General features: G+C 75.2%; 22 protein-coding genes and 1 pseudogene. 12 read left to right on the forward strand and 11 right to left on the reverse strand.

All coding sequences use genetic code 11. From position 1 onward, the window contains the following. From ACSNOC_RS19655 to ACSNOC_RS19665, 3 genes are all read left to right on the forward strand, one after another. A partial coding sequence (locus ACSNOC_RS19655; RefSeq protein WP_436748808.1) for a glycoside hydrolase family 15 protein occupies positions 1 to 1715 on the forward strand: 1715 nt, incomplete at its 5' end. Positions 1716 to 1826: 111 nt separating this feature from the next. After that, entirely contained in the window at positions 1827 to 3020 is a 1194-nt protein-coding gene (locus ACSNOC_RS19660) for a lycopene cyclase family protein (protein WP_436748809.1), read from the forward strand. After that, positions 3017 to 4573 (forward strand): FAD-dependent oxidoreductase, encoded by a 1557-nt coding sequence (locus ACSNOC_RS19665; protein ID WP_436748810.1) that lies wholly within the window; start codon positions 3017 to 3019, stop codon positions 4571 to 4573. Before ACSNOC_RS19660 ends, ACSNOC_RS19665 begins: the two co-directional genes overlap by 4 nt. A gap of 114 nt (positions 4574 to 4687) precedes the next feature. Here ACSNOC_RS19665 and ACSNOC_RS19670 read toward each other — a convergent pair whose 3' ends face one another. The 4 genes from ACSNOC_RS19670 to ACSNOC_RS19685 all read right to left on the reverse strand — a co-directional run bounded on the left by ACSNOC_RS19670 (position 4688) and on the right by ACSNOC_RS19685 (position 9240). Continuing rightward, entirely contained in the window at positions 4688 to 5662 is a 975-nt protein-coding gene (locus tag ACSNOC_RS19670) for a DUF5914 domain-containing protein (RefSeq protein ID WP_436748811.1), read from the reverse strand. Continuing rightward, positions 5659 to 6645 (reverse strand): phytoene/squalene synthase family protein, encoded by a 987-nt coding sequence (locus ACSNOC_RS19675; protein WP_436748812.1) that lies wholly within the window; start codon positions 6643 to 6645, stop codon positions 5659 to 5661. Before ACSNOC_RS19675 ends, ACSNOC_RS19670 begins: the two co-directional genes overlap by 4 nt. Continuing rightward, positions 6642 to 8198, reverse strand: coding sequence for a phytoene desaturase family protein (gene crtI / locus ACSNOC_RS19680; RefSeq protein ID WP_436748813.1), 1557 nt, complete (start codon positions 8196 to 8198; stop codon positions 6642 to 6644). The genes ACSNOC_RS19675 and crtI overlap by 4 nt, the downstream gene beginning before the upstream one ends. Positions 8199 to 8607: 409 nt before the next feature. Beyond that, positions 8608 to 9240, reverse strand: coding sequence for a TetR/AcrR family transcriptional regulator (locus ACSNOC_RS19685; protein ID WP_436748814.1), 633 nt, complete (start codon positions 9238 to 9240; stop codon positions 8608 to 8610). A gap of 132 nt (positions 9241 to 9372) precedes the next feature. Between ACSNOC_RS19685 and ACSNOC_RS19690 the strand changes: the two genes are divergently transcribed. The 3 genes from ACSNOC_RS19690 to fabG all read left to right on the forward strand — a co-directional run bounded on the left by ACSNOC_RS19690 (position 9373) and on the right by fabG (position 12613). Beyond that, a complete protein-coding gene (locus ACSNOC_RS19690) occupies positions 9373 to 10521 on the forward strand; it encodes an acyl-CoA dehydrogenase family protein (protein WP_436748815.1) in 1149 nt (382 codons plus the stop codon). 68 nt (positions 10522 to 10589) lie between these two features. Continuing rightward, positions 10590 to 11777: a thiolase family protein gene (locus ACSNOC_RS19695; protein ID WP_436748816.1), complete on the forward strand. Its 1188-nt coding sequence runs from the start codon at positions 10590 to 10592 to the stop codon at positions 11775 to 11777. A 77-nt stretch (positions 11778 to 11854) separates the two neighbouring features. Further along, on the forward strand, positions 11855 to 12613 hold the full coding sequence (gene fabG, locus ACSNOC_RS19700; protein WP_436748817.1) for a 3-oxoacyl-ACP reductase FabG: 759 nt from the start codon (positions 11855 to 11857) through the stop codon (positions 12611 to 12613). On the opposite strand, the gene ACSNOC_RS19705 is transcribed toward fabG, so the two are convergent. Beyond that, the gene (locus ACSNOC_RS19705; RefSeq protein ID WP_436748818.1) at positions 12594 to 13814 is read right to left on the reverse strand and encodes a helix-turn-helix domain-containing protein; all 1221 of its coding nucleotides are present in this window, start codon (positions 13812 to 13814) and stop codon (positions 12594 to 12596) included. The genes fabG and ACSNOC_RS19705 overlap by 20 nt on opposite strands. A 391-nt stretch (positions 13815 to 14205) precedes the next feature. Between ACSNOC_RS19705 and ACSNOC_RS19710 the strand changes: the two genes are divergently transcribed. The 3 genes from ACSNOC_RS19710 to ACSNOC_RS19720 all read left to right on the forward strand — a co-directional run bounded on the left by ACSNOC_RS19710 (position 14206) and on the right by ACSNOC_RS19720 (position 16185). Beyond that, positions 14206 to 14673: a hypothetical protein gene (locus tag ACSNOC_RS19710; protein ID WP_436748819.1), complete on the forward strand. Its 468-nt coding sequence runs from the start codon at positions 14206 to 14208 to the stop codon at positions 14671 to 14673. Between the two features lie 100 nt (positions 14674 to 14773). Continuing rightward, on the forward strand, positions 14774 to 15850 hold the full coding sequence (locus ACSNOC_RS19715) for a glutamate--cysteine ligase (protein ID WP_436748820.1): 1077 nt from the start codon (positions 14774 to 14776) through the stop codon (positions 15848 to 15850). Between the two features lie 152 nt (positions 15851 to 16002). Beyond that, the gene (locus ACSNOC_RS19720; RefSeq protein WP_436748821.1) at positions 16003 to 16185 is read left to right on the forward strand and encodes a hypothetical protein; all 183 of its coding nucleotides are present in this window, start codon (positions 16003 to 16005) and stop codon (positions 16183 to 16185) included. Positions 16186 to 16264: 79 nt separating this feature from the next. Here ACSNOC_RS19720 and ACSNOC_RS19725 read toward each other — a convergent pair whose 3' ends face one another. Next, complete coding sequence (locus tag ACSNOC_RS19725) at positions 16265 to 17227, reverse strand: helix-turn-helix transcriptional regulator (RefSeq protein WP_436748822.1); 963 nt, start codon at positions 17225 to 17227, stop codon at positions 16265 to 16267. Positions 17228 to 17291: 64 nt separating this feature from the next. Between ACSNOC_RS19725 and ACSNOC_RS19730 the strand changes: the two genes are divergently transcribed. Next, on the forward strand, positions 17292 to 18812 hold the full coding sequence (locus ACSNOC_RS19730; RefSeq protein ID WP_436748823.1) for an MFS transporter: 1521 nt from the start codon (positions 17292 to 17294) through the stop codon (positions 18810 to 18812). A 39-nt stretch (positions 18813 to 18851) separates the two neighbouring features. On the opposite strand, the gene ACSNOC_RS19735 is transcribed toward ACSNOC_RS19730, so the two are convergent. Together ACSNOC_RS19735 and ACSNOC_RS19740 are read right to left on the reverse strand one after the other, a co-directional pair. Next, positions 18852 to 19787: a DUF5996 family protein gene (locus ACSNOC_RS19735; protein ID WP_436748828.1), complete on the reverse strand. Its 936-nt coding sequence runs from the start codon at positions 19785 to 19787 to the stop codon at positions 18852 to 18854. Positions 19788 to 20006: 219 nt separating this feature from the next. Beyond that, positions 20007 to 21278 (reverse strand): tetratricopeptide repeat protein, encoded by a 1272-nt coding sequence (locus tag ACSNOC_RS19740; protein ID WP_436748824.1) that lies wholly within the window; start codon positions 21276 to 21278, stop codon positions 20007 to 20009. A 21-nt stretch (positions 21279 to 21299) separates the two neighbouring features. Between ACSNOC_RS19740 and ACSNOC_RS19745 the strand changes: the two genes are divergently transcribed. Next, positions 21300 to 21437, forward strand: coding sequence for a hypothetical protein (locus tag ACSNOC_RS19745; protein WP_436748829.1), 138 nt, complete (start codon positions 21300 to 21302; stop codon positions 21435 to 21437). A 245-nt stretch (positions 21438 to 21682) separates the two neighbouring features. Here the strand turns inward: ACSNOC_RS19745 and ACSNOC_RS19750 are convergent. From ACSNOC_RS19750 to ACSNOC_RS19760, 3 genes and pseudogenes are all read right to left on the reverse strand, one after another. Continuing rightward, positions 21683 to 22432, reverse strand: a pseudogene (locus tag ACSNOC_RS19750) (hypothetical protein); the annotation flags it as partial. Further along, positions 22429 to 23058 carry a DUF6879 family protein gene (locus tag ACSNOC_RS19755; RefSeq protein WP_436748825.1) on the reverse strand — a complete coding sequence of 210 codons (630 nt, stop codon included), beginning with the start codon at positions 23056 to 23058 and terminating at the stop codon, positions 22429 to 22431. The gene ACSNOC_RS19755 and the pseudogene ACSNOC_RS19750, both read right to left, overlap by 4 nt. Next, the gene (locus tag ACSNOC_RS19760; RefSeq protein ID WP_436748826.1) at positions 23051 to 23320 is read right to left on the reverse strand and encodes a hypothetical protein; all 270 of its coding nucleotides are present in this window, start codon (positions 23318 to 23320) and stop codon (positions 23051 to 23053) included. The genes ACSNOC_RS19755 and ACSNOC_RS19760 overlap by 8 nt, the downstream gene beginning before the upstream one ends. A 165-nt stretch (positions 23321 to 23485) precedes the next feature. On the opposite strand from ACSNOC_RS19760, the gene ACSNOC_RS19765 reads away from it, so the two are divergent. Beyond that, positions 23486 to 24334: an arylamine N-acetyltransferase family protein gene (locus tag ACSNOC_RS19765; protein ID WP_436748827.1), complete on the forward strand. Its 849-nt coding sequence runs from the start codon at positions 23486 to 23488 to the stop codon at positions 24332 to 24334. Positions 24335 to 24489: the final 155 nt, after the last annotated feature.

Raw genomic sequence — 24489 nt, forward strand, 5'->3', positions numbered from 1 at the left:
GCCTGCCCCGGTTCGACTCGCCGGCCTGTTTCGCCGCGCTGCTGCACGACGAGAGCGCCGGGCGCTGGGCGCTGGCCCCGGCGGCGGGCGGCACCGTCCACTCCCGCCGCTACCGCGGGAATTCGCTGGTGCTGGAGAGCGAGTGGCACACCCCGGAGGGCGTGGTGCGCGTCGTGGACTGCATGCCGCCGCGCGGCGAGGCGGCGGACGTCGTGCGGCTGGTGGAGGGCGTCTCGGGGGCCGTGCCCCTGCGCATGGAGCTGCGGCTGTGCTTCGACTTCGGGCACATCGTGCCGTGGATCAGCCGCGAAGGAGAGGACGTCCGGGCCGTCGCCGGGCCCGACGCCGTGTGGCTGCGCACGCCCGTGGACACCACCGGGCTCGAAGACGGCTTGGTGCGGGCCGAGTTCACCGTGCGGGCGGGCGAACGGGTGCCGTTCGTGCTGACGTACCAGTCCTCGCACCTGCCGCGTCCACAGCCTGTGGACGCGCTGTGGGCCGTGCCCGACACCGAGCGGTTCTGGGAGTCGTGGATGTCGGCCTGCCGTTACGACGGGCAGTGGCCGGCGGCCGTGCGGCGGGCGCTGGTGACGCTGAAGGCCCTGACGTACGCGCCGACCGGCGGCATCGTGGCCGCCGCCACCACCTCCCTGCCGGAGGAGCTGGGCGGCGCGCGCAACTGGGACTACCGGTACTGCTGGCTGCGCGACTCCGCCTTCACCCTCCAGGCGCTGCTGGAGACCGGGTTCGTGGAGGAGGCGGCGGCCTGGCGGGAGTGGCTGCTGCGCGCGGTGGCCGGGGACCCGTCGGACCTCCAGATCATGTACGGGCTGGACGGGACCCGCCGCATCCCCGAGGCCACGCTCGACTGGCTGTCCGGCTACCAGGGTTCGGCGCCGGTGCGGACCGGCAACGCGGCGGCCGGGCAGTTCCAGCTCGATGTGTGGGGCGAGGTGCTGGACTGCCTCCATCTGGCCAGGGACAGCGGCCTGGCCGGGGCCGAGACGGCGTGGAACCTGCAACGCGCGCTCCTGGACCACCTGGAGGGAAGCTGGCGCGAGCCCGACAACAGCCTGTGGGAAGTCCGGGGCCCGCGCCGCCACTTCGTCCACTCCAAGGTGATGGCCTGGGCCGGGCTCGACCGCGCGGTGCGCGCCGTGCGGCAGCACGGGCTGTCCGGCCCGGCCAAGCGGTGGGCCGCGCTGCGCGACCGGATCCACGCGGAGGTCTGCGAGCGGGGCTTCGACGCCGAACGGAACACGTTCACCCAGTTCTACGGCTCGCGCGGGCTGGACGCGGCGCTGCTGCTGCTTCCGCGCGTCGGCTTCCTGCCGTGGCGGGACCCGCGGATGCGCGGCACGGTCGAGGCGGTGCGGCGCGAGCTGCACGAGGACGGGTTCGTGCTCCGGTACCGGCCGGAGGCCGACGACGGCGTCGACGGACTGCCCGGCGCGGAGGGCGCGTTCCTGGCGTGCAGCTTCTGGCTCGCCGACGCCCTGCACGGAACGGGGCGGCACCACGAGGCCCGCGACCTGTTCGAGCGGCTGCTCGGCCTGCGCAACGACGTCGGCCTGCTGAGCGAGGAGTACGACGTGAAACGCGGGCGCCATCTGGGCAACACCCCGCAGGCGTTCAGCATGGTCGGCCTGGTGAACACCGCCCGGTACCTCAGCGGCACCCCGATCGGTACCCAGGACAGCGGCGGCGCCGGGTGACCGGGCGCGGCCGGGGGGTCGCGTCCGTCCGGGTGGTGGTCGTGGGGCCGGAGCGGCGACGGGGGTGTCGTCCGCCCGGCCGGACGGCCCGGGTGCGGGAGCATCGCGCCTGTGAGAACAGGGCCGGTCACCGGTGACGCCGACGTCGTGATCGTCGGCGCGGGCGCCGCCGGGCTGTCGCTCGCCCACCGGTTGCCGGACACGGCGTCGGTGGTGCTGGTCGACGCCCCGGCCGGGCCGCTGCGCCCGGCGGAACGCACCTGGTGCTTCTGGGAGGAGGGGCCCGGCGCGTACGACGAGGCGGTGGCCGCCTCCTGGGAACGGCTGCGGGTGCGCGGTACGGACGGCCGCCCGGTCGAGGGGCGGCCGGAGCCGCTGCGGTACAAGATGCTCCGCTCCGGCGCGTTCGAGGCGCTGGTCGCCGGATGGCTCGGCGGGCGGCCGGGGTTCCGGCGGGTCGAGGCCGCCGTGGACGTGGTGCGGGACGTGCCGGGCGGCGGCGGGGCGGAGGTGCGGGGCGTCGCCGGGGACGGGCGGCGGGTCGTGCTGCGCGCCCGCTGGGCGTTTGATTCCCGCCCGCCGCGCCGCCTGCCGCCCGCGCGGACCACGCTGTTCCAGCACTTCCGCGGCTGGTTCGTGAGCGCCGAACGGGCCGCGTTCGAGCCGGGCGTCGCCGAACTCATGGACTTCCGCACCCGCCAGCCGGGGCGCGGGCTGTCCTTCGGGTACCTGCTGCCGTTCTCGCCGCGCGAAGCGCTCGTCGAATACACCGAGTTCGCGCCCGCGCTCCTCGACCACGACGGCTACGAACGGGCGTTGCGGCACTACACGCGGGACGTCCTCGGTCTCGACGGGCTGCGGGTCACCGCCGTGGAGCAGGGCGTGATCCCCATGACCGACGCCGTGTTCCCGCGCCGCACCGGGAAGTCGGTGTTCCGGATCGGCACGGCGGGCGGCGCGACGCGGCCGGCGACGGGCTACACGTTCGCCGCCGTCCAGCGGCAGAGCCGGGCCGTCGCCGCCGCCTACCGGCGCGGCCGGCCTCCCGTGCCGCCGCCCGCCCACCCGGCCAAGTCCCGTGCCATGGATGCGGTGTTGCTGCGCGCGCTGGCCACCGGGCGGATCGACGGCGCCGCGTTCTTCACCGGGCTCTTCCGGGGCGTGCCGACGGAACGGCTGCTGCGCTTCCTCGACGGCCGTTCCTCGCTGTGGGAGGACCTGACGATCGGTCTGCGGACGCCCGTACGGCCGATGCTGCGGACGGCGGCCGAACTGCCCGTCGTGGTCCGGAGGCGGGCCCGGTGAGCCGCCGCGCGGACGCGGACCGGTGGGGCCGGGACCGGCGGGCGCGGGTGGTGCCGCCCGTGCCGGGCCGGGCGCGGGTGGGGTCGGACGCGCCGCCGGCGGTGGCGGTGGCCGGGGGCGGCATCGCGGGGCTGGCGGCGGCCGTCGCGCTGGCCGAACGTGGCGTGCGGGTCACCGTGTTCGAGCGGGAGGCCGCGCTCGGCGGGCGCCTCGCGGGCTGGGAGACGCGGCTCGCGGACGGCTCGGCGGTGACCATGAGCCGGGGCTTCCACGCCTTCTTCCGCCAGTACTACAACCTGCGGAACCTGCTGCGCCGCGCCGACCCCGGCCTGCGCATGCTGACCGGCCTGCCCGACTACCCCCTGCTGCACGCCGACGGCCCGCGCGACGGCTTCGCCCGCGTGCCGCGCACGCCGCCGTGGAGCGCGCTGGGCTTCGTGGCCCTCAGCCCCAGCTTCGGGTGGGCCGACCTGCTGCGGATGAACCCGGCGGCGGCGCTGCCGCTGCTCGACGTCCGCGTGCCGCGCGTCTACCACCGGCTCGACGGCGTCAGCGCGGCGGACTTCCTCGACCGGGTCCGTTTCCCGGCGGCGGCGCGGCACTTGGCGTTCGAGGTGTTCTCCCGCAGCTTCTTCGCGGATCCGCGTCAACTGTCGGCGGCGGAGCTGGCGCTGATGTTCCACATCTACTTCCTCGGCAGCGCGGAGGGGCTGTTGTTCGACGTGCCGGACGAGCCGTTCCCGCGCGCGCTGTGGGATCCGTTGCGCCGCCATCTGGAGCGGCACGGCGCGGTGGTGCGCGTGGCGGAGGCGGTGGAACGGGTCGCGCCGCTGCCGGGCGGCGGCGCGGACGTGACGAGCGAGGGCGGAACGGGCCGGTACGACGCGGTGGTGCTCGCGCTGGACACCGCCGGGCTGAGGGGCGTGGTCGCCCGCTCGCCCGGGCTGGGCGACGCGGCCTGGCGGGACCGGATCGCCCGGCTGCGGACCGCGCCGCCGTTCCTGGTGTCCCGGCTGTGGCTGGACCGCCCGGTGGCGCCGGACCGGCCCGGCTTCCTCGGCACGAGCGGCTTCGGCCCGCTGGACAACATCAGCGTCCTCGACCGCTGGGAGGGCGAGGCGGCGCGGTGGGCGGCGCGCACCGGCGGCTCGGTCGTGGAACTGCACGCCTACGCCGTCGACCCCGGCGCGGACCGGGGCGCGGTGGAGAAGGACCTCGCCGCGCGGGCCCACGGGGTCTACCCGGAGCTGGGCGCGGCGCGGGTGGTGGACGAACGGCACGAGTGGCGGGCGGACTGCCCCCTGTTCGCGGTGAACGGCTGGCCGGACCGCCCGACCGTGCGCACCCCGCACGAGGAGGTCGTGCTCGCCGGGGACCTGGTCCGTACCGGCCTCCCGGTCGCCCTGATGGAACGCGCGGCGACCACGGGCTTCCTGGCCGCCAACGCCCTCCTGGCCCGCTGGGGGGTACGGGGCCAGACCCTGCGGACCGTCCCGGACCGGGGCCGGTCCCCGGCCCTGCGCGCGCTGGCCGCGCGCCTGGGGCGGGCGTGACGCGGCGCGGCTCCCGGACCGGGCCGCCCGGCCGCTCTCCGGCTCCCTCCCCGGCTCCCTCTCCGGCCCGCGCCACGGGCGGACGGCGAGGACGGGGACGGGGACGGCGGTGGGTCAGCCCGGGAAGCGGCCCGTGCGGCGGAGGGTCCAGCGGCGTTCCGCGTAGGGCAGGTCGTCGCGCCACAGGCGGGCCGCCGTCGTGCGGAGCAGGGGGCGGATCAGCGGGGCCGCGGCGCGGGCCAGGGCGAAGCCGGGGCGGGGGGAGGTGGCGATGACCGCCTCCACCACCGCCGTGCGGCCGGGGCCCAGCGGCGTCGCGTGCGTCTCCACCACCGAACCGGCGCCCTCCCCCTCGGCGATCCGCATCGTCACCGTGCGCGGCTCCGGCGCCGTGAACACCGCCCGCACCGGCACCACCGCCCGGCCCGCCACCCGGAACGACACGTCCACCACGAAGCCGTCCTCCGCCGCCTCGTCCGGCGGACCCACCACCGACAGGTCCACGAACGCGTACGGGTGGAACCACGCGCCGTGCCACGGATCGAGCCGGTTCGCGATCACGTCCTCCGGCTCACAGGCGCCGATCCCCGTCCACACCGCCTCCAGCGCCCCGGCCGGGTGCGGCCGGGGCGGGATCACCGGGCGCGGCAGCGGTTCCTCCCCGCCCACCCCGTCCAGCCGGACCCAGGCCAGCACCCCGTCGTCGTACGCGGGGAACGGTTCCCACCCCGCGAACGGCGCGCCGCTGAGCGCCAGTCCGTGCCAGTGGCAGACCAGCCGCCCGCACCGCACCCGGCTCTCCCCCAGCGGCGCCCCCAGGTGCGGGCACGCGCCCGGCCCGGCCAGCAGCCGTCCGGCGCCGTCCCGCCAGGCGACGACCTCGGTGTCCGCGACCGTGCGCCCGAAGGGCCGGTCCCGGCCGATCTCCCGGGACGCCGCCAGCACGTACCAGTTCCCCGAGGGGCGCGCGGTCGCCCGTTTCAGCGCGGCGGCGATCACGGCGGGGGCGGCGTCGCGCCACGTGGGCCGCTGGTCCTCCCACGCGACGGGACGGCGGCGCAGGCGCAGCGGGTAACGGCCGGGGTTCACGCGATCTCCCTCTCCTTCTCCCTTTCCTTCTCCCGCTGCGGGGCCGCTCGGAGCCGGGCCGCCGCGATCCGGGCCAGGCCGCCGAGCGCCACCGCTGCCCGCCGCCGCCGGGGCACCACGGCCCGCCGGTGCAGCACCGCGTAGCCGTCGTCCGCGATGGCGTCGAGGATCCCGGCGTACAGCGTGAACGCCGTCGCGATGCACGGCCGCGACACCGGGTCGAGCATGCCGATGCCCGGCGCCGCCTCCCGGTAGACGCCGCGCGTCAGGTCCGCCGCCGCGACCAGCGCGGCGGTGATCCGCCGGTCGCGCGCCCCGGTGGCGCGGCTCCAGCGCAGCAGCGCCCGGTCCACGCCGTGGGCGGCGAGCAGGTCGGCGGGCAGGTAGATCCGGCCCCGGTCGAGGTCCTCGCCCACGTCGCGCAGGAAGTTGGTGAGCTGGAACGCCACCCCGAGGGCCGCCGCGTGCGGCGCGGCCACCTCGCGCGGCACGACCGTACCGAGCACCGGCAGCATCTGGAGGCCGATCACCGCCGCCGAGCCGTGCATGTAGCGCCGCAGGTCGGCGTAGGTGGGGTAGTCGGTGACGACCAGGTCGTCGCGCATGGACACCAGGAAGTCGGTGAAGTGGGCGTGGTCGATGCGGTACCGGGCGGCGGTGTGCGCCAGCGCCCGCACCACGGGATCCGTCGTACCGGCGCCGCCGCCGTTCCGCAGCGCCGCCGCGAGGCGGCCCTGGAGTCCGTCCAGCGCCGTCGCCCGTTCCTCCGGCGTGGCGCCGCTGTCCAGGTCGTCCACCACGTCGTCGGCCCACCGCGCGAACCCGTACAGCGCGTGCACCGCCGGGCGCCGGGCCGCCGGGAGGAGGCGGGTGGCGAGGAAGTACGTCTTGCCGTGCCGCGCGTTGAGCCGCCGGCAGCGCCGGTAGGCGTCGCGCAGGGCCGGATCGGTGATGCCCGCCGCGTCCAGCTCCCGCGCGGTCACGACGCGGCCCCGGCGAGCGCGGTCCGGCGGCGGTCGGCCCCGGCCCCGCCCGTGATCCGGGCGGCGGCGAGCTTGCCGGACAGCAGCACGGTCGGCACCCCGACGCCCGGCGTGGTGCCGCACCCGGCCAGCACCGCGTTGGTCACGCCCCGCACGAGGTTGCGCGGCCGGAACGGTCCGGTCTGCGCGAACGTGTGCGCGGCGGAGAACGGCGTGCCCGCGGCGTGCCCCGCCGCCGCCCAGTCGGCGGGCGTGAGCAGGCACTCGGTCTCGATGGCCGCGCCGAACCCGGTCAGCCCGCGCCGTTCCAGCTCCGCCAGTAGGCCGTCGCGGTAACGCCGCGCCAGCCCCGCGCGCCAGGCGCGCGGGCCGGGCCCGATGGCGGTGTTGGGGCACGGCGCGAGGACGGAGAGCAGGTGCCGCCCGGGCGGCGCGAGCGCCGGATCGTGCGCGGTGGGGCGGGTGACCAGCAGCGACGGATCGCTCATCAGGCGGCCGGTGCGGGTGAGTTCGTCGAACGTGGCGCGCCACGCGCCGCCGAACCAGATCGTGTGGTGCCCCAGCTCCGGCCACGTCCGGTCGGTCCCGGCGTGCAGGACGACGGCGGACGGCGCGTGCCGCAGGGCCACCGGCCGGCGCGGGCGGTGGCCGAGCAGCCGGTAGGCGACCGGCAGGTCGGGCGTCAGGACGACGGCGTCGCAGGGCACGCGCAGGCCCGGCGCGGTGTGGACGGCGGTGACACGGTCCCCGGACCGGGACCGTTCCAGGCGGGTCACCTCGTGGCCGAAGTGGAACGCGGCGCCCGCGTCGGCGGCGGCCCCGGCCAGCGCGCGGGGCAGCGCGTGCACGCCGCCGCGCGGGAACCAGACCCCGGCGACGGTGTCCATGTACGCGATGACGGCGTACGCGGCGAGGGCGCGGGCGGGGGGCACGCCCGCGTAGAGGGACTGGAACGTGAAGACGCGGCGCAGCCGTTCGTCGGACAGGAACCGGCCGATGCGCGCGTCCAGCCGGCCGAACCCGCCGAGCGCGGCGAGCCGGGCCAGGTCGGGGTGGAGGAGCTGGAGCGGAGAGTCGAAGTTGGCGTCGATGAAGCGGTGGAACTGCGCCCGGTACAGGTCGGTGAGCCACCGCCGCAGCCGCCGGTACCCGGCCGCCTCGCGCGGCCCGGCGAACCGGCGCACCTCCGCCTCCATCGCGTCGGCGTCGGTGTGCACGTCGAGGGCGCTGCCGTCGGCGAAGCGGGCGCGGTAGGCGGGGTGGAGGGGCACGAGGTCGAGGCGGTCGCGCACCGAGTCGCCCACGGCGGCCAGCGCCTCGTCGATCAGCGCGGGCATGGTCAGGACGGTGGGGCCGGTGTCCATGCGGTACCCGTCGCGGTGGAGGAGTCCGGCGCGCCCGCCGGGCCGGGCGTCCCGTTCGACGACGGTGACGCGGCGGCCGGCGCCCAGCAGGTGCAGGGCCGCGGCCAGGCCGGACAGCCCGGCACCGACGACCACGACATGGTCGGTCGGCCCGCTGACCCGTCGGCGGGGGGTGGCGTCGCTTCGCATGGCGCTTCCTCTCGTCGCGTCCCCCCACGGTGCGTGCGCGGTTCCCCGCCACGACGGGAAACGGCCGGAAGCCGCGCCGAAGGCCCCCCGAACGTACGCGCCCCGAACGGCGGCCACCCGGCCGGACGCGGACGAACTCGCGCGGTGCTCCGGCACCCGGGCGGCGGGGACCGGCCCGGGGCGGGGCTCGGTCCGGTCGGGGGCTGTGTCGTGGTGGCATGCGGGGCCGGATGTGGTGGGAGGGCGTCGGCCGGACCGGGGCTCGTGGGCGGGGGCCCACGGGACAGGGCCTGTCGCTCGCGCGTCCCTGGGTCACGGAGGCGACGGCGGGCATCGGGGGCCCGCGTGGTCGCGTCCGGGACCGGTGGGGCGGCGTCCGGGCTCCGCGGTGACGTGGTCGCCGCGGCCGTCAGGTGGGGCGGAGGCGGGTGAAGCGGGATTCCAGGCCGTCCAGGAGGGCTTCCAGGCCCGTTTCGAACGCGCCCTCGTCGATCTCCTGCTGGTGTTCCGCCAGCAGGTGGGCCTGGCCGAGGTGGGGGTAGTCGCCGCTGTAGACGCCGGCGTCCGCCGGGAAGCCGGAGGCGAAGGAGCCGAGGGCCGAGCCGGTCACGAAGTACCGCATCAGCGCGCCGATCCGGGTGGCCTGGGGGCGGGGCCAGCCGCCCTCGACCAGGCCGCCGAAGACCGCGTCGGCCAGCCGGAGCGCGCCCGGCCGGCGGCCGGGGCCGCGGGCCAGGACGGGGACCAGGTTGGGGTGGGCGGCGAGCGCGGCGCGGTAGGAGCGGGCCCAGTCGCGCAGCGCGGTCCGCCAGTCGAGGCGGCCGAACATCGAGATGTCGACCTGCGCGAGCACGCTGTCCGCGACCGCGTCGACCAACTCGTCCATGGTCCGGAAGTGGTTGTACAACGACGGTCCGCTCACCCCGAGTTCGGCGGCCAGGCGCCGGGTGGACAGGGCCTGGAGGCCTTCCGCGTCCGTGATGCGGAGCGCCGCCTCGACGATGCGGTCGCGGCTGAGCAGCGGGCGGCGCGGCCGGCCCATGACGCACCTCCTGGGCGGGCGAGCGGGATTCCTGGGAGGCTACACGCTTCCCACCGGCCGGGCGGGCCGTGTATCGTCCTATAAAACTTGCACTGCTAATTAAAATTGCCCGACTGTCACGGAGTGCCCGCCATGAACCTGGAGCTCGACGAGGAGCAGGTGGCCGCCCGGCGGCTGGCCGCCGAGTTCACCGACCGGGAGATCGTGCCCCACGCCACCGAGTGGGACCGCGCCGAGTCCGTCGACCGCGCCATCGTCGGCAAGCTCGGGGCCCTGGGCTTCCTGGGGCTGACCATCCCCGAGGAGTACGGCGGCTCCGGCGGTGACCACCTCGGCTACTGCCTGGTCCTGGAGGAGCTGGGGCGCGGCGACTCGGCGGTGCGCGGCATCGTCTCCGTCTCGCTCGGCCTGGTCGCCAAGTCGATCGCCGCCTACGGCACCGAGAAGCAGAAGCGCGAGTGGCTGCCTCCCCTCTGCTCCGGCGAGGCCCTCGGCTGCTTCGGCCTCACCGAGCCCGGCACCGGCTCCGACGCCGGGAACCTCGCCACCCGCGCGGTCCGGGCCGGCGCCGACTGGCTGCTGACCGGCTCCAAGATGTTCATCACCAACGGCACCTGGGCCGACGTCGTTCTCGTCTTCGCCCGCACCGGCGGCCCCGGCCCCAAGGGCGTGACCGCGTTCCTGGTGCCCACCTCCGCCGCCGGTCTGGAGCGCCGCACCGTGCACGGCAAGCTCGGGCTGCGCGGCCAGCCGACCGCCGAGCTGACGTTCGACAACGTGCGGGTGCCGGACAGCGCCCGGCTCGGTGGTGAGGGCCAGGGCTTCAAGGTCGCCATGGCCGCCCTCGCCAAGGGCCGCATGTCGGTCGCCATCGGCTGCGTCGGCATCGCCCGCGCCAGCCTGGAGGCGGCCGTGACATACGCGGGCCAGCGCGAGCAGTTCGGCAAGCAGATCGCCTCCCACCAGCTCGTACAGGAGCTGCTCGCCGACATCCGCGTCGAGACGGACGCCGCGCGGCTGTTGACCTGGCGGGTGGCCGATCTCATCGACCGCGGGCAGCCGTTCGCCACCGAGTCGTCCATCGCCAAGCTGTACGCGAGCGAGGCGGCCGTGCGCGCCGCGAGCAACGCCCTTCAGGTCTTCGGCGGTTACGGCTACATCGACGAGTACCCGGTCAGCAAGTACCTGCGCGACGCCCGCGTGATGACCCTGTACGAGGGCACCAGCCAGATCCAGAAGCTGATCATCGGGCGGGACCTGACGGGCGTCAGCGCGTTCTGAGACGCGCCGGGCACGCGAACGAGCACGCGCCGAGCACGCGCCGAGCACGCGAGGAGACAGAGAAGACCATGCGAACCGTTCACTTCGTCGCCGCCCGCCGCACCCCCATCGGGCGGCTGCGCGGCGCCCTGGCCGCCGTCCGCCCCGACGACCTCGCCGCCGTCGTGGTGCGCGGGCTGCTCGCCGACGTGCCCGGCCTCGACCCGGCCCGGATCGACGACGTCTACTGGGGCGCCGCCAACCAGGCCGGGGAGGACAACCGCAACGTCGCCCGCATGGCGGTCCTGCTCGCCGGCCTGCCCGACTCCGTGCCCGGCGCCACCGTCAACCGGCTGTGCGCGTCCGGCCTGGAGGCCGTCACCTCGGGCGCCCGCGCCATCGCCTCCGGCGAGGCGGACATCGTGCTGGCCGGCGGCTCCGAGTCGATGAGCCGCGCGCCGTTCGTCCTGCCCCGGCCCGACGAGGCCCTGCCGCGCGCGATGACGACGTACGACACCCGGCTCGGCTGGCGCCTGACCCACCCCGCCATGCGCGAGCTGCACGGTGTCCTCGCCATGGGCGAGACCGCCGAGGAGGTCGCCCGGCGGTACGGCGTCAGCCGCGAGGACCAGGACGCCTTCGCGCTGCGCAGCCACCGCCGGGCCGCCGAGGCCCGGAAGAACGGCCTGTTCACGGCCGAGATCCTGCCCGTCACCCGGCCCGACGGCGTGGTGGTCGACCAGGACGAGGGCATCCGCGAGGACACCACCGCCGAACGGCTCGCCGGTCTCCAGCCCGTCTTCCGCGACGGCGGCAGCGTCACCGCGGGCAACTCCTCGCCGATGAACGACGGGGCCGCCGGTCTGCTGCTGATGAGCGACGAGGCCGTGCGCGAGCTGGGCCTCACCCCGCTCGGCCGGTACGCGGCCGGCGCGAGCGCGGGCGTGCATCCCGACGTGATGGGCATCGGCCCGGTCCCCGCCACCCGCCGGGTGCTGGCCCGCACCGGCCGGAGCGTGGACGACATCGAGGCGGCCGAGGTCAACGAGGCGTTCGCCGCGCAAGCCCTCGCCTCCGTGCGGGAGCTGGGTCTCGACCCGGAGCTGGTCAACCCGGACGGCGGCGCCATCGCGCTCGGCCACCCGCTGGGCTGCTCCGGCGCCCGCATCCTCACCACGCTGCTGCACCGCATGGCCCGCACCGGCGCCCGGCGCGGCCTGGCCACGATGTGCGTCGGCGTCGGGCAGGGCAGCGCCGTGCTCGTGGACCGCGACTGACCGGACTGACCCGACTGACCCGACGCGACCGCACCACACCAGACCCAGACACAGCAGGCAGAAGGAGAGAGAGTCCCGTGAGCAGGTTCACCGGCAGGATCGCCGTCGTCACCGGCGCCGCGCAGGGCATCGGGGCCGCCACCGCCCGGCGGCTGGCCGACGAGGGCGCCGAGGTCGCCGTCGTCGACCTCACCGCCGAGCGCGCCGCGGCCACGGTCGAGGCCATCACCGAGGCGGGCGGCAAGGCCCGTGCCTACGGCTGCGACGTCTCCGACGAGGCGGCGGTGCGGGCCGTGTTCGACCGCGTCACCGAGGACTTCGGCGGCCTGCACGTTCTGGTCAACAACGCGGGCATCACCCGGGACAACCTCTTCTTCAAGATGCCCAAGTCCGACTGGGACGCGGTGCTGAGCGTCAACCTCACCAGCGCGTATCTCTGCTGCCAGGCCGCGCAGGCCCGCATGGTGGAGCAGCGCTACGGCAAGATCGTGTCGCTGAGCAGCCGTTCGGCCCTCGGCAACCGCGGCCAGGCCAACTACGCGGCGGCCAAGGCCGGTATCCAGGGCCTGACCGCCACCCTCGCCATCGAGCTGGGCCCGTTCGGCATCAACGTCAACGCCGTCGCGCCCGGCTACATCGCCACCTCGATGACCGCCGCCACCGCCGCCCGCGTCGGCGCCTCGGCCGAGGACCACCAGCAGGCCGTCGCCGAGCGCACTCCGCTGCGCCGCGTCGGGCAGCCGGAGGAGATCGCCTCCGTCGTCGCCTTCCTCGCCAGCGACGACGCCTCCTACGTCAGCGGCCAGACCCTGTACGTCAACGGCGGGGCTCGTTGATCCCCAGCGCCTTCGTGCGCAGCGCCAGCATCGCCTGGAAACGGAACGCCGGATCGGCCAGCAGCGGCCCGAAGAGGTCTTCGAGCTGCCGGATGCGGTAACGGGCCGTCTGCGGGTGGATGTGCAGCGTCTCCGCCACCTCGGGGGCGGTCCGCCGCCAGGACATGAGCAGCGCGTCGAGCGTCTCGGCCAGGCGGGCCGCCTTCCCCGGGGTCAGGAGCTGGAGGGGCCGCAGCGCGCGCTCCGCGACCAGGGTCCCCACGGGCGCGCCGTTCAGCAGGTGCACGTCCACCAGGTGGTCGGTGGCGTCGACCACGCCGTGCGCGCCGCCCGGGGAGCGGCGCAGCAGCTTCAGCGCCAGCCGGGCGCAGTGCAGCGAGATCGGCGCCCGGTCCGGCGTCACGGCCGGGCCGAGCACGGCGGCCGGGCCGTCCCCGGTGCCGGCGAACAGCTGCCGCAGCCTGGCCGCCCGCCCCGAGCTGTCGGGGTCGGGCACGACCAGGTGCAGCATGGTGCCGCGCCGCAGCACCAGGATCTCCTCGTCCAGACCGGCCGGTGCCTCCGTCACGGCCGGTACCACGGCGCAGGCGAGGCGCTCGGGCCAGGGCCACTTCGCGCGGGCGGCGAGCACCTCCATGGGCTCGGCCGAACCGGGCGGACCGGGGTCCAGCAGCCGTTCCGCCAGCACGCGGCGGGCGCGCGGCACGTCGCCGACCATCTTCGCCATGGCCGCCGTGTACCCCCTGACGCCCTCCTCGGACAGGGCGCTGATGTGGACGAGCACGGCGTCACTGAGCGTGATCAGCACATCCTCGGGGAACGAGGCGGCGCGGGCGGCGGCCACGTAGTGGCGGGCGGCGACGCGTGCGCCGACGCGGTAGGCGGCCTGGAGCAGGTCCGTGCCGCGCCCGTTGAGGTATTCCAGGCGGCCGATGCGCCGGAAGAAGTCGGCGTGGTCGTCCTGGGGCCGCTCCGGGTCCTCGATCAGCTCGACGAACTGCTCCAGCGCGCGGCGCACGGTGGCCACGAGCTCGCGCCCGGCGGCCGAGTCCAGCGGCTGCCGGTAGACGTCGACCTCTCTCCGGATCGAGCCGATGATCTCGGCCTCGATCTCGGCGAGGCGCGGGCGCAGGATCCCCGCGAGCGCGGGCGGAAGATCGCGCCAGGGGTTCTGCGTGATCGCGGCTTCGCTCCGTGGCATCGCGGCCCTTCCAGACAACGGACGTGGGAAAACCAGCCACTCCTGTGGGCGGTCGGCGGTCGGTGAATGCCGCAGCGGACGCGCGCCGGCGCTGCGAGTTACCCAACGGTAACCGCGTGACCAAGGGCCGGGAAGGGGCGGGCGCCGAGATGCTGAGGCGGATGAGTCATCCGGGCCCGGAAGCGGTCGGGACCATGAGCCGCGGGGCGCGAAATTTGCTCCTGTGGTGACAGGTTTTTCACCCACGCCTGCCCGGAGCCGGGGTCCGTCCGACAGGATCCGCTTCAGCCGGTCGCCACCGTGCGGAGCCGGCGCATGGGCATGCCGCCTGGCGTGCGTCGTCCTCGGCGCGCCGCCCTGGCGGGATGCCCGCGAGGAAAGGCGAGATCGTATGCGTGCTCCCCGTGCCCCGGAGGCCGCCCGGCGTCGGCGGCGCGCCGCCGACGCCGGGACCGCCGCCGCCCCCGCGTCGGCCACCGGGACCGCGCACGGGACCGCGCACGGGTCGGAGGGCGGGAACGGCACCGGGACCGTCACCGGAGCGGAGTCCACCGGCCCGGCGCGGGACGGGTTCCTCGCCGCGGCCCGCGCCCCGCTCCCCGTCGAGGAGGGCTGTCGCCGCGGGACCGCCGTGCGCGGCACCGGCGACATCCCGGGCGCGCCGCTGCTCGCGGGCGCCCTCCGCCCGGCCCGCGCGCGGCCGGCGCGCGACGCCGAGTTCCTCACCGGCCCCGACGCGGGCACCGCGACGTACCCCGACGTGACGTACACGGTGATCGCGACGGCCACGGACCGGGTGGTCATCCCGTACACCTCGTCCTTCCCCGACCCGGCGCACGCCCAACGGCCGCGCCGCTGAACCCGGGTGGCCGTCCGTACCTCCCTAACGGACGGCCACCCGATCCCCGCCGCCGGTGGCCGTTTGTTCGCTTCCGCTCGAACGGGGTAGTCGCACTCGGGTGCGAACCATCGGTGTAGAGGAAGAACTGCTGCTCGTGGACGCGGAGTCCGCCCGGCCGCGCGCCGTCGCGGCGGCCGTGCTGGCCGGAGCGGACGGGGAGAAGGACGAGGTCGTGGCCGAACTCCAGCAGCAGCAACTGGAGACGAACACGACGCCCTGCGCCACGCTCCCCGAACTCCGCGCCGAGATCCGGAACTGGCGCCGCCGCGCCGGTGACCTCGCCGCGACCGAGGGAGCCGAGGTCGCCGCGCTCGCCACGTCCCCGCTCCCCGTCGCCCCCGAGCTGACCCCCGGCGGCCGGTACCGCCGCATCGCCGAGGCGTTCGGGCTCACCGCCCAGGAACAGCTCACCTGCGGCTGCCACATCCACGTCCAGGTCGAGTCCGACGAGGAGGGCGTGGCCGTCCTCGACCGCATCCGCGTCCGGCTCGCGCCGCTGCTGGCGCTGAGCGCCAACTCCCCGCTCTGGCAGGGCTGGGACACCGGCTACGCCAGCTACCGCTACCAGGTCTTCGGCCGCTGGCCGACCACCGGCCCGCCCCCCGCCTTCGGCTCGCCGGACGGGTACCGGCACACCGTGAACCGCCTCCTGGCCACCGGCACCCTGCTGGACCAGGGCATGGTCTACTTCGACGCCCGGCTCTCCGCCCGCTACCCGACGGTCGAGGTCCGGATCAACGACGTCTGCCAGGACGCGGACGACGCCGTCCTGCTGGCGGCCCTGGTGCGCGGCCTGGTCGAAACCGCGTCCCGCGCGTGGCAGGACGGCGAGCCCGCGCCGCGGACCGAGCCGGACCTGCTCCGCCTCGCCGCCTGGCGCGCCAGCCGCTCCGGCCTGACCGGCGCGCTGCTCCACCCGGAGACCCAGCGCCCGGCCGCCGCCCGCGAGGTCGTCGAGGACCTGGTCGACCACGTGGCGGACGCCCTGCGCGACGCGGGCGACCTCGCCCTGGTCCGCGCCGGCGTCGAACGCCTCCTGACCGACGGCAACGGCGCGGCCCGCCAGCGCACGGCCTACGCCCGCGGCGGCCCCACCGAGGCGGTCCGCGACGCGGTGACCCGCACCCGGGCCTGAACCGGCGGTGGACGGTGGACGGTGGACGGTGGACCGTGGGCGGTCGGCGCGGGCGGCGCGGGCGGCGGTCGGCCGGGTCCGGGGTGTTAGACGGCGCGGAACGGGGCACCCGGACAGGTAACGCCGGACGCATCCGGAAGGAGCTGATCGACATGGCCACAGGCAAGAGGCTGATGCGCGGAGCACTGGCCCTGCTGGGCGCCAGGGCGCTCCGTTCGTCCCGGCGGCCGGGCGGCCGTCCGCACGGTGCCCGTACGTCGGGCGGCGGCGCGGCGGGAGTCGTGGAGCGCCTGGTCCGCAAGCAGCTGGACCGCCGCCGGCGCGGGCGGTACTGACCCCCGCGCACGGCGTGAGAACCCGGCGGGCACCCTTTCCCCTGAGGGTGCCCGCCGTCACGCGTTCGCCCCCCGGCGCTCAGTCCCCGGCCGCGCGGCGGTAGCGGTCGGCCAGCCGCCGCAGCGCGTCCGCCAGTGCGGGCGAGTCGGACGCGTCGAAGTCGACGCCCAGCACGCCGAGCCACTCGGCCACCGTCTCCGGCCGGTCCGCCCCCGTGTCCAGCACGCACGTCCGCTCGTCCACCGCCTCCACCGTCCCGACCCACGCCGGGAGCCGTTCCGCCACGGCCTCCGCCGGCGCGTGCAGGACCACCCGCGCCCGGTACCGCCGGGGCGCGGACACCACGCCCCGCGACACGTACGCCGCCACGTCCTCCTCCGGCAGTGGCCGCGGCGCGAAGCGCGGACCGGTCGGGGTGCGCGGTTCGAGGCGGTCCACGCGGAACGTCCGCCAGTCCGCCCGCCCGGTGTCCCAGGCGATCAGGTACCAGCGGCGGCCCCAGTTGACCAGCCGGTACGGCTCGACGTCGCGGCGGCCCGACGCCCCGCCGTGCGCCCGGTAGTCGAACCGCAGCCGCTCGTGGTCCCGGCAGGCCGCCGCGATCGTCGTCAGCAGCTCGGGCGCCACGCCCGGCCCGGCCCGGTCGGGGCGCACCGCCACCGTGTACGCCTGGAGCGCGCCGACCCGCCGCCGCAGGCGCGGCGGCAGCACCTGCTCCAGCTTGGCCAGCGCCCGCAGCGACGCCTCCTCGATCCCCTCGACGGAGCCGCCGGTCGCGGTGCGCAGGCCGATCGCCACGGCGACGGCCTCCTCGTCGTCGAGCAGCAGCGGCGGCAGCGAACTGCCCGCGCCCAGGCGGTAGCCGCCGACCACGCCCCTGGTCGCGTGGACGGGATAGCCGAGCCGCCGCAGCCGCTCGACGTCGTTGCGGACGGTTCTCGTGGTGACGTCGAGCCGCTCGGCCAGCTCGGTGCCCGTCCAGTCGCGGGGGGTCTGGAGGAGGGAGAGGAGCCGGAGGAGGCGCGCGGAAGTTTCGAGCATGTTCCGCATTCTGCCGCGCGATATAGGAACGGAACGTTCCTAAAGCCCTGCGAGCCTGACGTACATGAAGAACACGACCGCGTCTCCCGCGTCCCTCGCGTCCCCCGCATCGCCCGTATCCCCGGACAGGCGCTGGCTGGGCTTCTTCGCCGTCCTCGCCGCCATGATCATGAACCTGCTCGACTCGACCGTGGTCAACGTGGCCGCCCCCTCGATCCAGGCGGACCTCGGCGGCTCCGAGGCGAGTCTCCAGTGGATCGCCGCCTCCTACACCCTGGCCCTCGCGGTCGGCCTGCTCACCGGCGGACGCCTCGGCGACATGTTCGGCCGCCGCCGGATGCTGCTGATCGGCGCGACCGGCTTCCTCATCGCCTCCATGGCCTGCGCCCTGGCCTGGGCGCCGGGCGCCCTGATCGCGGCCCGCGTCGCGCAGGGGCTGTTCGGGGCCGTGATGATCCCGCAGGGCTTCGGCCTGATCCGCGACCTGTTCCCGCCGCGCGAGATCGGCAAGGCGTTCGGCGCGCTCGGCCCGGTCATCGGCCTGTCCACCGTCCTCGGACCGATCGTCGCCGGCCTCCTGGTCGACGCGGACCTGTGGGGCACCGGCTGGCGGATGGTCTTCTTCATCAACCTGCCGCTCGGCGCCTTCACCCTCCTCGCCGGCCGCGCCGCGCTCCCCGTCCGGAGCGGCGGCGCCGCCTCCGCGGGCGGCATGCGGCTGGACTGGGCGGGCGCGCTGCTCGCCGGGCTCGGGATGTTCCTCCTCGTCTACCCGCTCGTGCAGGGCCGCGAGCAGGGCTGGCCCGCCTGGCTGCTGGCCGTCGGCGCCGGCGCGGTCCTCTCCCTCGGCCTGTTCGCCGTCCACCAGGTGCGGCGCGGCCGGTCCGGCGGCACGCCGCTGGTCGAGCTGAGCGTGCTGGCCAAGCGTTCGTACACCTCGGGCGTCGCGTTCGTCATCGTCTTCTTCGGCTCGATCGTCGGCTTCTCGCTCGCGCTGGGGCTCTTCCTCCAGATGGGGCAGGGCTTCAGCCCGGTCCGGGCCAGCCTGACCATGGCGCCCGCGGCGGTGGGCTCGTTCTTCGGCTCCGGCTTCGGCGCCATGATGATGGCGCGCCTCGGCCGCCGGATCCTGCACCTCGGGCTGGCCCTGATGACCACCGGCCTGACCGTGCTGTACGCGGTGTACACGCGGATCGGGACGGACCTGGACGGCCTCGACCTGGCGCTGCCGCTCGTCGTCTACGGCTTCGGGATGGGCATGATCTTCGTGCCGCTGTTCGGCATCGTCATGGGCGAGATCCGCGACCACGAGGTCGGCTCGGCGTCGGGCCTGCTGGAGTCGTTCCAGCAGACGGGCGCGAGCCTGGGCGTGGCGGTGCTGGGCACGGTCTTCTTCTCGGCGGGCACCTTCCTGGACGGCGCGCGGCAGGTCACGCTGCTGGCCCTGGGCCTGACGGTGGCGGCGTTCGCCCTGGCGTTCCTGCTCCCGAGGCACGCCCGCGAGACCGGCCACGGCGCCCCGGCGGCCGGGGACGCCGCCGAGGTCACCGGCACCGCCGCTCCCAGGGAACCGGCCCTGGTCTGACCCCGCCCCCGCTCCCGCACCCCGGCCCGGTCCTCCCGTTCACGAGAGGACCGGGTCGGTCACGCCGTGACGGCACTCCCGGTCCCGCGGCCACCCCGCCAGATCCGCGCCCGCGCGGTAGGCGCTGCGGTAGAACGCCTGGATGTCGCCGCCCGGGTCCCGCGCGCCGCGCACCGCCTCGTAGGGCAGCACCGCCAGCGGGGACCCGCCCCGGTCCACCCAGCGCGCGGCCTCCGGCAGCAGCGGACGGTCCGCGAGACCGTCCGGAGCGGGCGCGGTGTACGAGTAGAACGCGGGCTCCGGCGTCTCGTCGTCCCCGAACCAGAAGCCCGAGCTGATGACCTCCCGCGAGTACGCCTCCCGCGTGACGGGATCGGTCGAGGGATCGCTGTCGACGTGCCGGTCGGAGAACCGGGTCATCGCGATGTCGAACGTGTGCCAGAAGTGGTGGACCGGGCTGACCTTCCCCGCGTACTCGGCCGCGGCGACCTCCAGCTCCAGCCCCACCCGGCTGAGGATGCGCCAGTAGGTGGAGACGGCGTCCTGGTCGTAGTCCCGGTGCTCGGTGTCCTCCGCGAACGGCCGGTCCGCGTCCGGCAGGTCGAACGGACGCGGGATGCGCGGCCTGACCCCGATCCCCAGATCGGCGAGCGCGGTGGTGATCAGCTCGTAGAAGTCCGCGACCGAACGCCCGGCGAGCGGGAACGCGATCTCGTCCCCGGCCAGCGTCCGGACGGCCAGCCGGTGCCCGACGAAGTCGAAGTCGACGGAGAACACCTGCCGGCTCACCGGGTCCCGCATCGGCCGGGTGGTGACGCCGTTGCCGGTGAGGTGGAACGACACGTGCCACCAGTGGTTCCGCCGCGGCCCGGCGGCCAGCCGGATCTTGCCGACGATCTGGAGGAACCGGTGCACGGTCTCCTTGGTCGGCCGCCACGCGTCGAGGGGAAACGCGGGGTACTGCTCCTGAGCCACAGCCACGGGGTCCACGCACCTCACTGTGAACGCCCCCCGACCGCCCGGCAACCGGGGGACCGCCGACGGCGACCGACCCCTCGTCCCGGCCGCCGCCCGCGTCCCCGCCGCCGACGCATCAGCTCCGCGTTGCCGGCGGCGCACAGGAACACACGAAGGATCACCCCGATTGGTTCACCAGTTCTGCAAATTGCCGCCGCCGGCCTACGCCGCGGCCCCTCAGCGGTCGGTGAGGCGCCGCCGGATGTCTTCCCGCAGGCGGACGGCCCGGGGATCGCCGAAGCCGACGAGAAGCCGCAGCGCCTCGGTCCGGTGGCGGTGGACCTGAGCGGACGGCTCGCCGGCGTCCGCGAGGGCGGCGGCCAGGGCTTCGAGCACCACCGCCTCGTGCCAGGGATCGCCCAGCTCATGGAACGTGACGACGGCCTGGCGGTGGAAGTCGGCGGCTTCCGCGGGGCGCTCGAACTCTTGGTGGGCGAGTCCGGTGCCGTGCCAGGCGAGGGCTTCGCGGGCGCGGTCACCGAGGCGCCGGTGCAGCACCGCCGAACGGTGGTAGGAGGTCAGGGCATCGGCGGGCCGGTCGTTGGCGCGCTGGGCGTCGCCCAGGGTGAGCAGCCAGTATCCCTCCAGCACGTGGTTGCGGAGGTCGAGAGCGATCTCCAGCGCGCTCTGAGCCGATCGCAGGGCTGCCTCGGGTTCACCGCTCTCGCGCTGGATGTCGCTGAGCACGCGCAGCGCGTTGCCCTCGCCGCGTGCGCTGCCCAGCCCCCGGTGGGCGTCGAGGGCTTGCCGCACGGTGTCGGCGGCTTCCGGCAGACGGCCCGCGCGATGGTGGGCCACCGCGAGGTTGGACAGGGCGACCGCCTCCCACTGGGCGTTGCCCAGGCGCCGGAACGCGGTCGCGGCCTTCCGGAACCCGGCGGCGGCGTCCGCCAGTTGTCTGCTCCTCAAATGAGTCAGGGCGATGGCGTTCACCGTGGCGGCCTCGCCCTCGCGGTCGCCCAGCTGCTGCCGGAGAGCCAGCGCTTCCCGGTGACAGGCGAGGCTTGCGGCCGGGCTCTGGCGCTGCCCATGAGCCTTGCCGAGCTGATCGAGCAGACATGCCGTCGCCGCCCGGTCGTCAAGGCGGCGTGCGGCACGCAGACCGGCTTCGCCCGCGGCCATCCACTCGGTCAGGGGGCCGGAGCGCGCCCACGCGTTCCAGTGAACAGCCGGCAACTGCCAGGCGATCCGGTCGAGTCGGGCGGCCTCGGCCGCCCGGGTGGCGCGCAGCAGGTTGGCATGCTCGCGCATGGCCCAGTCCACGGCCGTGTTGTAGTCCGGGAAGGACAGCGCCGGTGCGTCCCCGTCCAGCGGTTCGAGCCGGAGCCGGGGTGCGGTGGGCTGGATCCGGCCCTGGGCGGCATCGGCGGTGTGCAGATACCAGCCCAGAACCCGGCGCAGGGCCGCCTCCCGCTCGGCGGGCGGCTCTTCGAGGTGGGCCTGTTCCACCGCGTACGCGCGCAGGAGGTCGTGGAACTCGAAACGGTCGGGATCGGTCTGCTCCAGCAGGTGCGCGCCGGCCAGGGTGTCCAGCAGTTGGCGGTACGTCCGGGACCGACGCCCGCGAGCGCTGCCGCGGCCTGGATGCTGAAGGCCGGGCCCGGGTGAAGGCCGAGAAGCCGGAAGAGTCGGGCGGCCTGTGCGGGCAGGGCGCGGTAGGACCAGGCGAAGACGGTACGGACCGCGTCGGAATCCTCGTCGTCGCCCGGGCTGAGGGCGCCCCAGAGCGCCGATTCGTCACGCAGGTCCGCGATCAGGTCCGCCAGTCGCAGATGCGGGTTGCCGGCGGCGCGCTCGGCGGCGATGCGGAGGGCAAGGGGGAGCCGGGCACACAGGTGGGCCAACTCGGTGAGCCGATCGGCGTCGTCCTCCGGACGGTAGCGCGCGGTGACGGCACGGAGCAGGGCGACGGCCTCGGACTCCGGGAGCGTCCTCAGGGTGATCCGCTGCGCACCGTCCCTTATGGCCAGGCCGGACAGGCGGTTGCGGCTGGTGACGAGAGCGAGGCAGCGGGCGTTCCCGGGCAGCAGGGGCCGCACCTGGCTGACGGTCGCGGCATTGTCGAGAAGGATCAGCATCCGCCGGTCGGCGAGCAGCGAACGATAGTGGGTGGCGGCGGCATCGGGGTCGTCGGGAATGGAGTGCGGACGGACGCCGAGGGCCGTCAGGAAGCGGTGCAGGGCCTGCGGGGCCGTGACCGGCTCACCCGGGTCGTAGCCACGGAGGTTGATGTAGAGCTGACCGTCGGGGAAGCGGTCCCGCGCCTGGTGTGCCCAGCGGAGGGCAAGTGAGGTCTTGCCGGCGCCGGCCGTGCCGGCGATCACGCAGACGGAGACGACGAGCGGGCGGCCCTCGTCGTCGGTCAGTATCGCGTTGAGACGCCGCAGTTCCTCGGCGCGGTTGACGAAGTCGAGGGGGCCGCCCGGAAACTGGCGGGGCGCCGGGCGGTCCGGATCGTCCTGCCGCCCGCTGGCGCCGTGGAAGTGGACACCGCCGCTGACGTGGCCCGCCTGGACGACATCACGCGACGTTCCTGACAACTCGGCACGCGTGCCTCTCGGGTGCCTGTCGTCGTCGCCTCCCGTGCCCGGTGACCGCGTCACTCGGGCTTCAGCCCGGGCGGGGGCAAGTGGGCGATACAACGGTCGACGTAGCGGACCACGTCTTCGCCCTCCGCGTAGAGCGCCCTGACGAAGTGCTCCCAGCCCTTGATGAGGCCAGGGTCGGTGAAGCGGACGGCACCGTCCGGGACGCCTTCGGCCGTGTAGGCGATGCTGTAGAGCGTCTTTCCGCCGAGCACCACGACTTCGGGCAGCAACCCGGCGCCCTCCAGCGCGCTCACCTTGTCCGCGTGGACGACACGGATCGGCTTGCCGGACTGCGCCTGGACGCGCAGCGAGTGCAACTCCCACTGGAGATACGGCGTCGGCGGCTCCTCCACGACGCGCACCCGGTGGAAGGTGGTGGCGCGCATGCGTTCCCGCCGCACGGCCTCCGCGTGCGCGTCCCGGCGCTCCTCCATGAGCCGCAGAGCCCCCTGCCAGTCGCCGCGGCGCAGAGCGTCACGGCTCGGACTCGCCTGCTCCTCGAAGTGCTGCCGCCGCTCGAACTTCCACGAGTCGTGCCCCCGGACCTCCGCGTCACGTTCCCGGAAATCCCGCTTGTAGGCGGCCTGATCCAGGATCTCGCCCTGCGCCGGGTCGAGGGCGGGGGCAACGAGATCAAGCATCCGGGATGTCCTTCTTGGCCGCGCTCAGCATGCTTCCGGGAATGATGACCAGCCGCTCGTCGGCGGCCAGCGTGACACCCGCCGGAAGACGGGAGCCGTAGGCGGTCGTGAGATCGCGGCCGATCACCGCGATGTCGCCGTTGTCCAACTGCCAGATGTCCGGACAGTCGTCGTTGTCCTCCGACTTCCCCAGCGCTGCCGCCGACTCCCCGAGCCGCCGCACGAACAACGCGGAAGGATCTGCCTCCCAGCGACGTGTCACATCCGCCTCCCCATGGGCCGTGACGCTGTCGCTACCAAGTGTAGGGACAGCGGCGGTGGGGGTACAGGTTCCGCAGGCGCGCCGTCGGCCTACGCCGCGCGGAGGAGCCGGGATGCGGCGCCGGCCCGACGCGGGAGGGCGCGGGGCGCCCGTACGGTCGGGAGTATGAGCAACGCGACGGTCACCACGCACCCTTCCCCCGACGTGCCGTTCCCGCTGGACCTCGACGCGTACCTGGCGCGCGTCGGCTGGTCCGGGACCCCGGCGACGACGCTCGAAACGCTGCGCTCCCTGCACCGCGCCCACGTGTACGGCATCCCGTTCGAGAACCTGGACGCCCTGCGCGGCCTCGCGCCCTCCCTGGCGCTGCCCGATCTGGAGGCGAAGCTCGTCCGGAGCCGCCGCGGGGGCTACTGCTTCGAGCACAACACGCTGTTCGCCGCCGTCCTGGAGGCGCTCGGCTTCGAGGTGACGCGGCTGGCCGCACGGGTGCGGGTTGGCGAACGCGGGGGCGCGGTGCGCCCGCGCACGCACATGACGCTCCTGGTCGGCGTGCCGGGCCACCCGGCACGCCACCTGGCCGACGTCGGCTTCGGCAGCATCGGCGGCCTGCTGGAGGCGATCCCGCTCGTCGCGGGCCCGGAGACCCCGGACGGCGACCGCCGCCACCGCCTGCTGCGCGAGCCGTACCCGAAGGGGCCGGAGGACCTGTGGGTGCTCCAGGCGTTCCAGGCGGGAAGCTGGCAGGACCAGTACGCGTTCAGCCGCGAGCCGTTCGAGCCGGCGGACTACGAGACGATGAACTGGCACGTGGCCACGAACCCGCGCTCCCCGTTCCGCCACACCCCCCGCATCCAGCGCACGCTCCCCGACCGCCACCTGGCCCTGACGGGCCGCACCCTGGTCACCACGTACCCGGACGGCACCCGGGAGGAGCGGGAACTGACGGGCGGGGAGAACGAGTTGGCGCGGGTCCTGGCCACGGACTTCGCCATCGAGGCCCCGCGCGTCTAGGACTTGTCCCTGACCAGCCGCCCGAGCCCGAAGAAGACCAGCAGAATCCCGAGCGGCGCGGCCCCGAAGGCGAGCCCGAGCCGCCACACCCCGGCCGGAACGACAAAGAAAACGAGCACCGGCCCCCCGACCCCGATCAGCACCCCACCGATGGC

The sequence above is a fragment of the Streptomyces sp. URMC 129 genome (assembly GCF_051386415.1).
In the GTDB taxonomy this organism is placed as follows: domain Bacteria; phylum Actinomycetota; class Actinomycetes; order Streptomycetales; family Streptomycetaceae; genus Streptomyces.

Bases quoted from the DNA above. Each gene is read 5' to 3' on its own strand.
- crtI (WP_436748813.1), bottom strand. From the start codon at position 8,198: ATGCGAAGCGACGCCACCCCCCGCCGACGGGTCAGCGGGCCGACCGAC.
- ACSNOC_RS19685 (WP_436748814.1), bottom strand. From the start codon at position 9,240: ATGGGCCGGCCGCGCCGCCCGCTGCTCAGCCGCGACCGCATCGTCGAG.
- ACSNOC_RS19690 (WP_436748815.1), top strand. From the start codon at position 9,373: ATGAACCTGGAGCTCGACGAGGAGCAGGTGGCCGCCCGGCGGCTGGCC.
- ACSNOC_RS19695 (WP_436748816.1), top strand. From the start codon at position 10,590: ATGCGAACCGTTCACTTCGTCGCCGCCCGCCGCACCCCCATCGGGCGG.
- ACSNOC_RS19705 (WP_436748818.1), bottom strand. From the start codon at position 13,814: ATGCCACGGAGCGAAGCCGCGATCACGCAGAACCCCTGGCGCGATCTT.
- ACSNOC_RS19710 (WP_436748819.1), top strand. From the start codon at position 14,206: ATGCGTGCTCCCCGTGCCCCGGAGGCCGCCCGGCGTCGGCGGCGCGCC.
- ACSNOC_RS19720 (WP_436748821.1), top strand. From the start codon at position 16,003: ATGGCCACAGGCAAGAGGCTGATGCGCGGAGCACTGGCCCTGCTGGGC.
- ACSNOC_RS19725 (WP_436748822.1), bottom strand. From the start codon at position 17,227: ATGCTCGAAACTTCCGCGCGCCTCCTCCGGCTCCTCTCCCTCCTCCAG.
- ACSNOC_RS19730 (WP_436748823.1), top strand. From the start codon at position 17,292: ATGAAGAACACGACCGCGTCTCCCGCGTCCCTCGCGTCCCCCGCATCG.
- ACSNOC_RS19755 (WP_436748825.1), bottom strand. From the start codon at position 23,058: ATGCTTGATCTCGTTGCCCCCGCCCTCGACCCGGCGCAGGGCGAGATC.
- ACSNOC_RS19765 (WP_436748827.1), top strand. From the start codon at position 23,486: ATGAGCAACGCGACGGTCACCACGCACCCTTCCCCCGACGTGCCGTTC.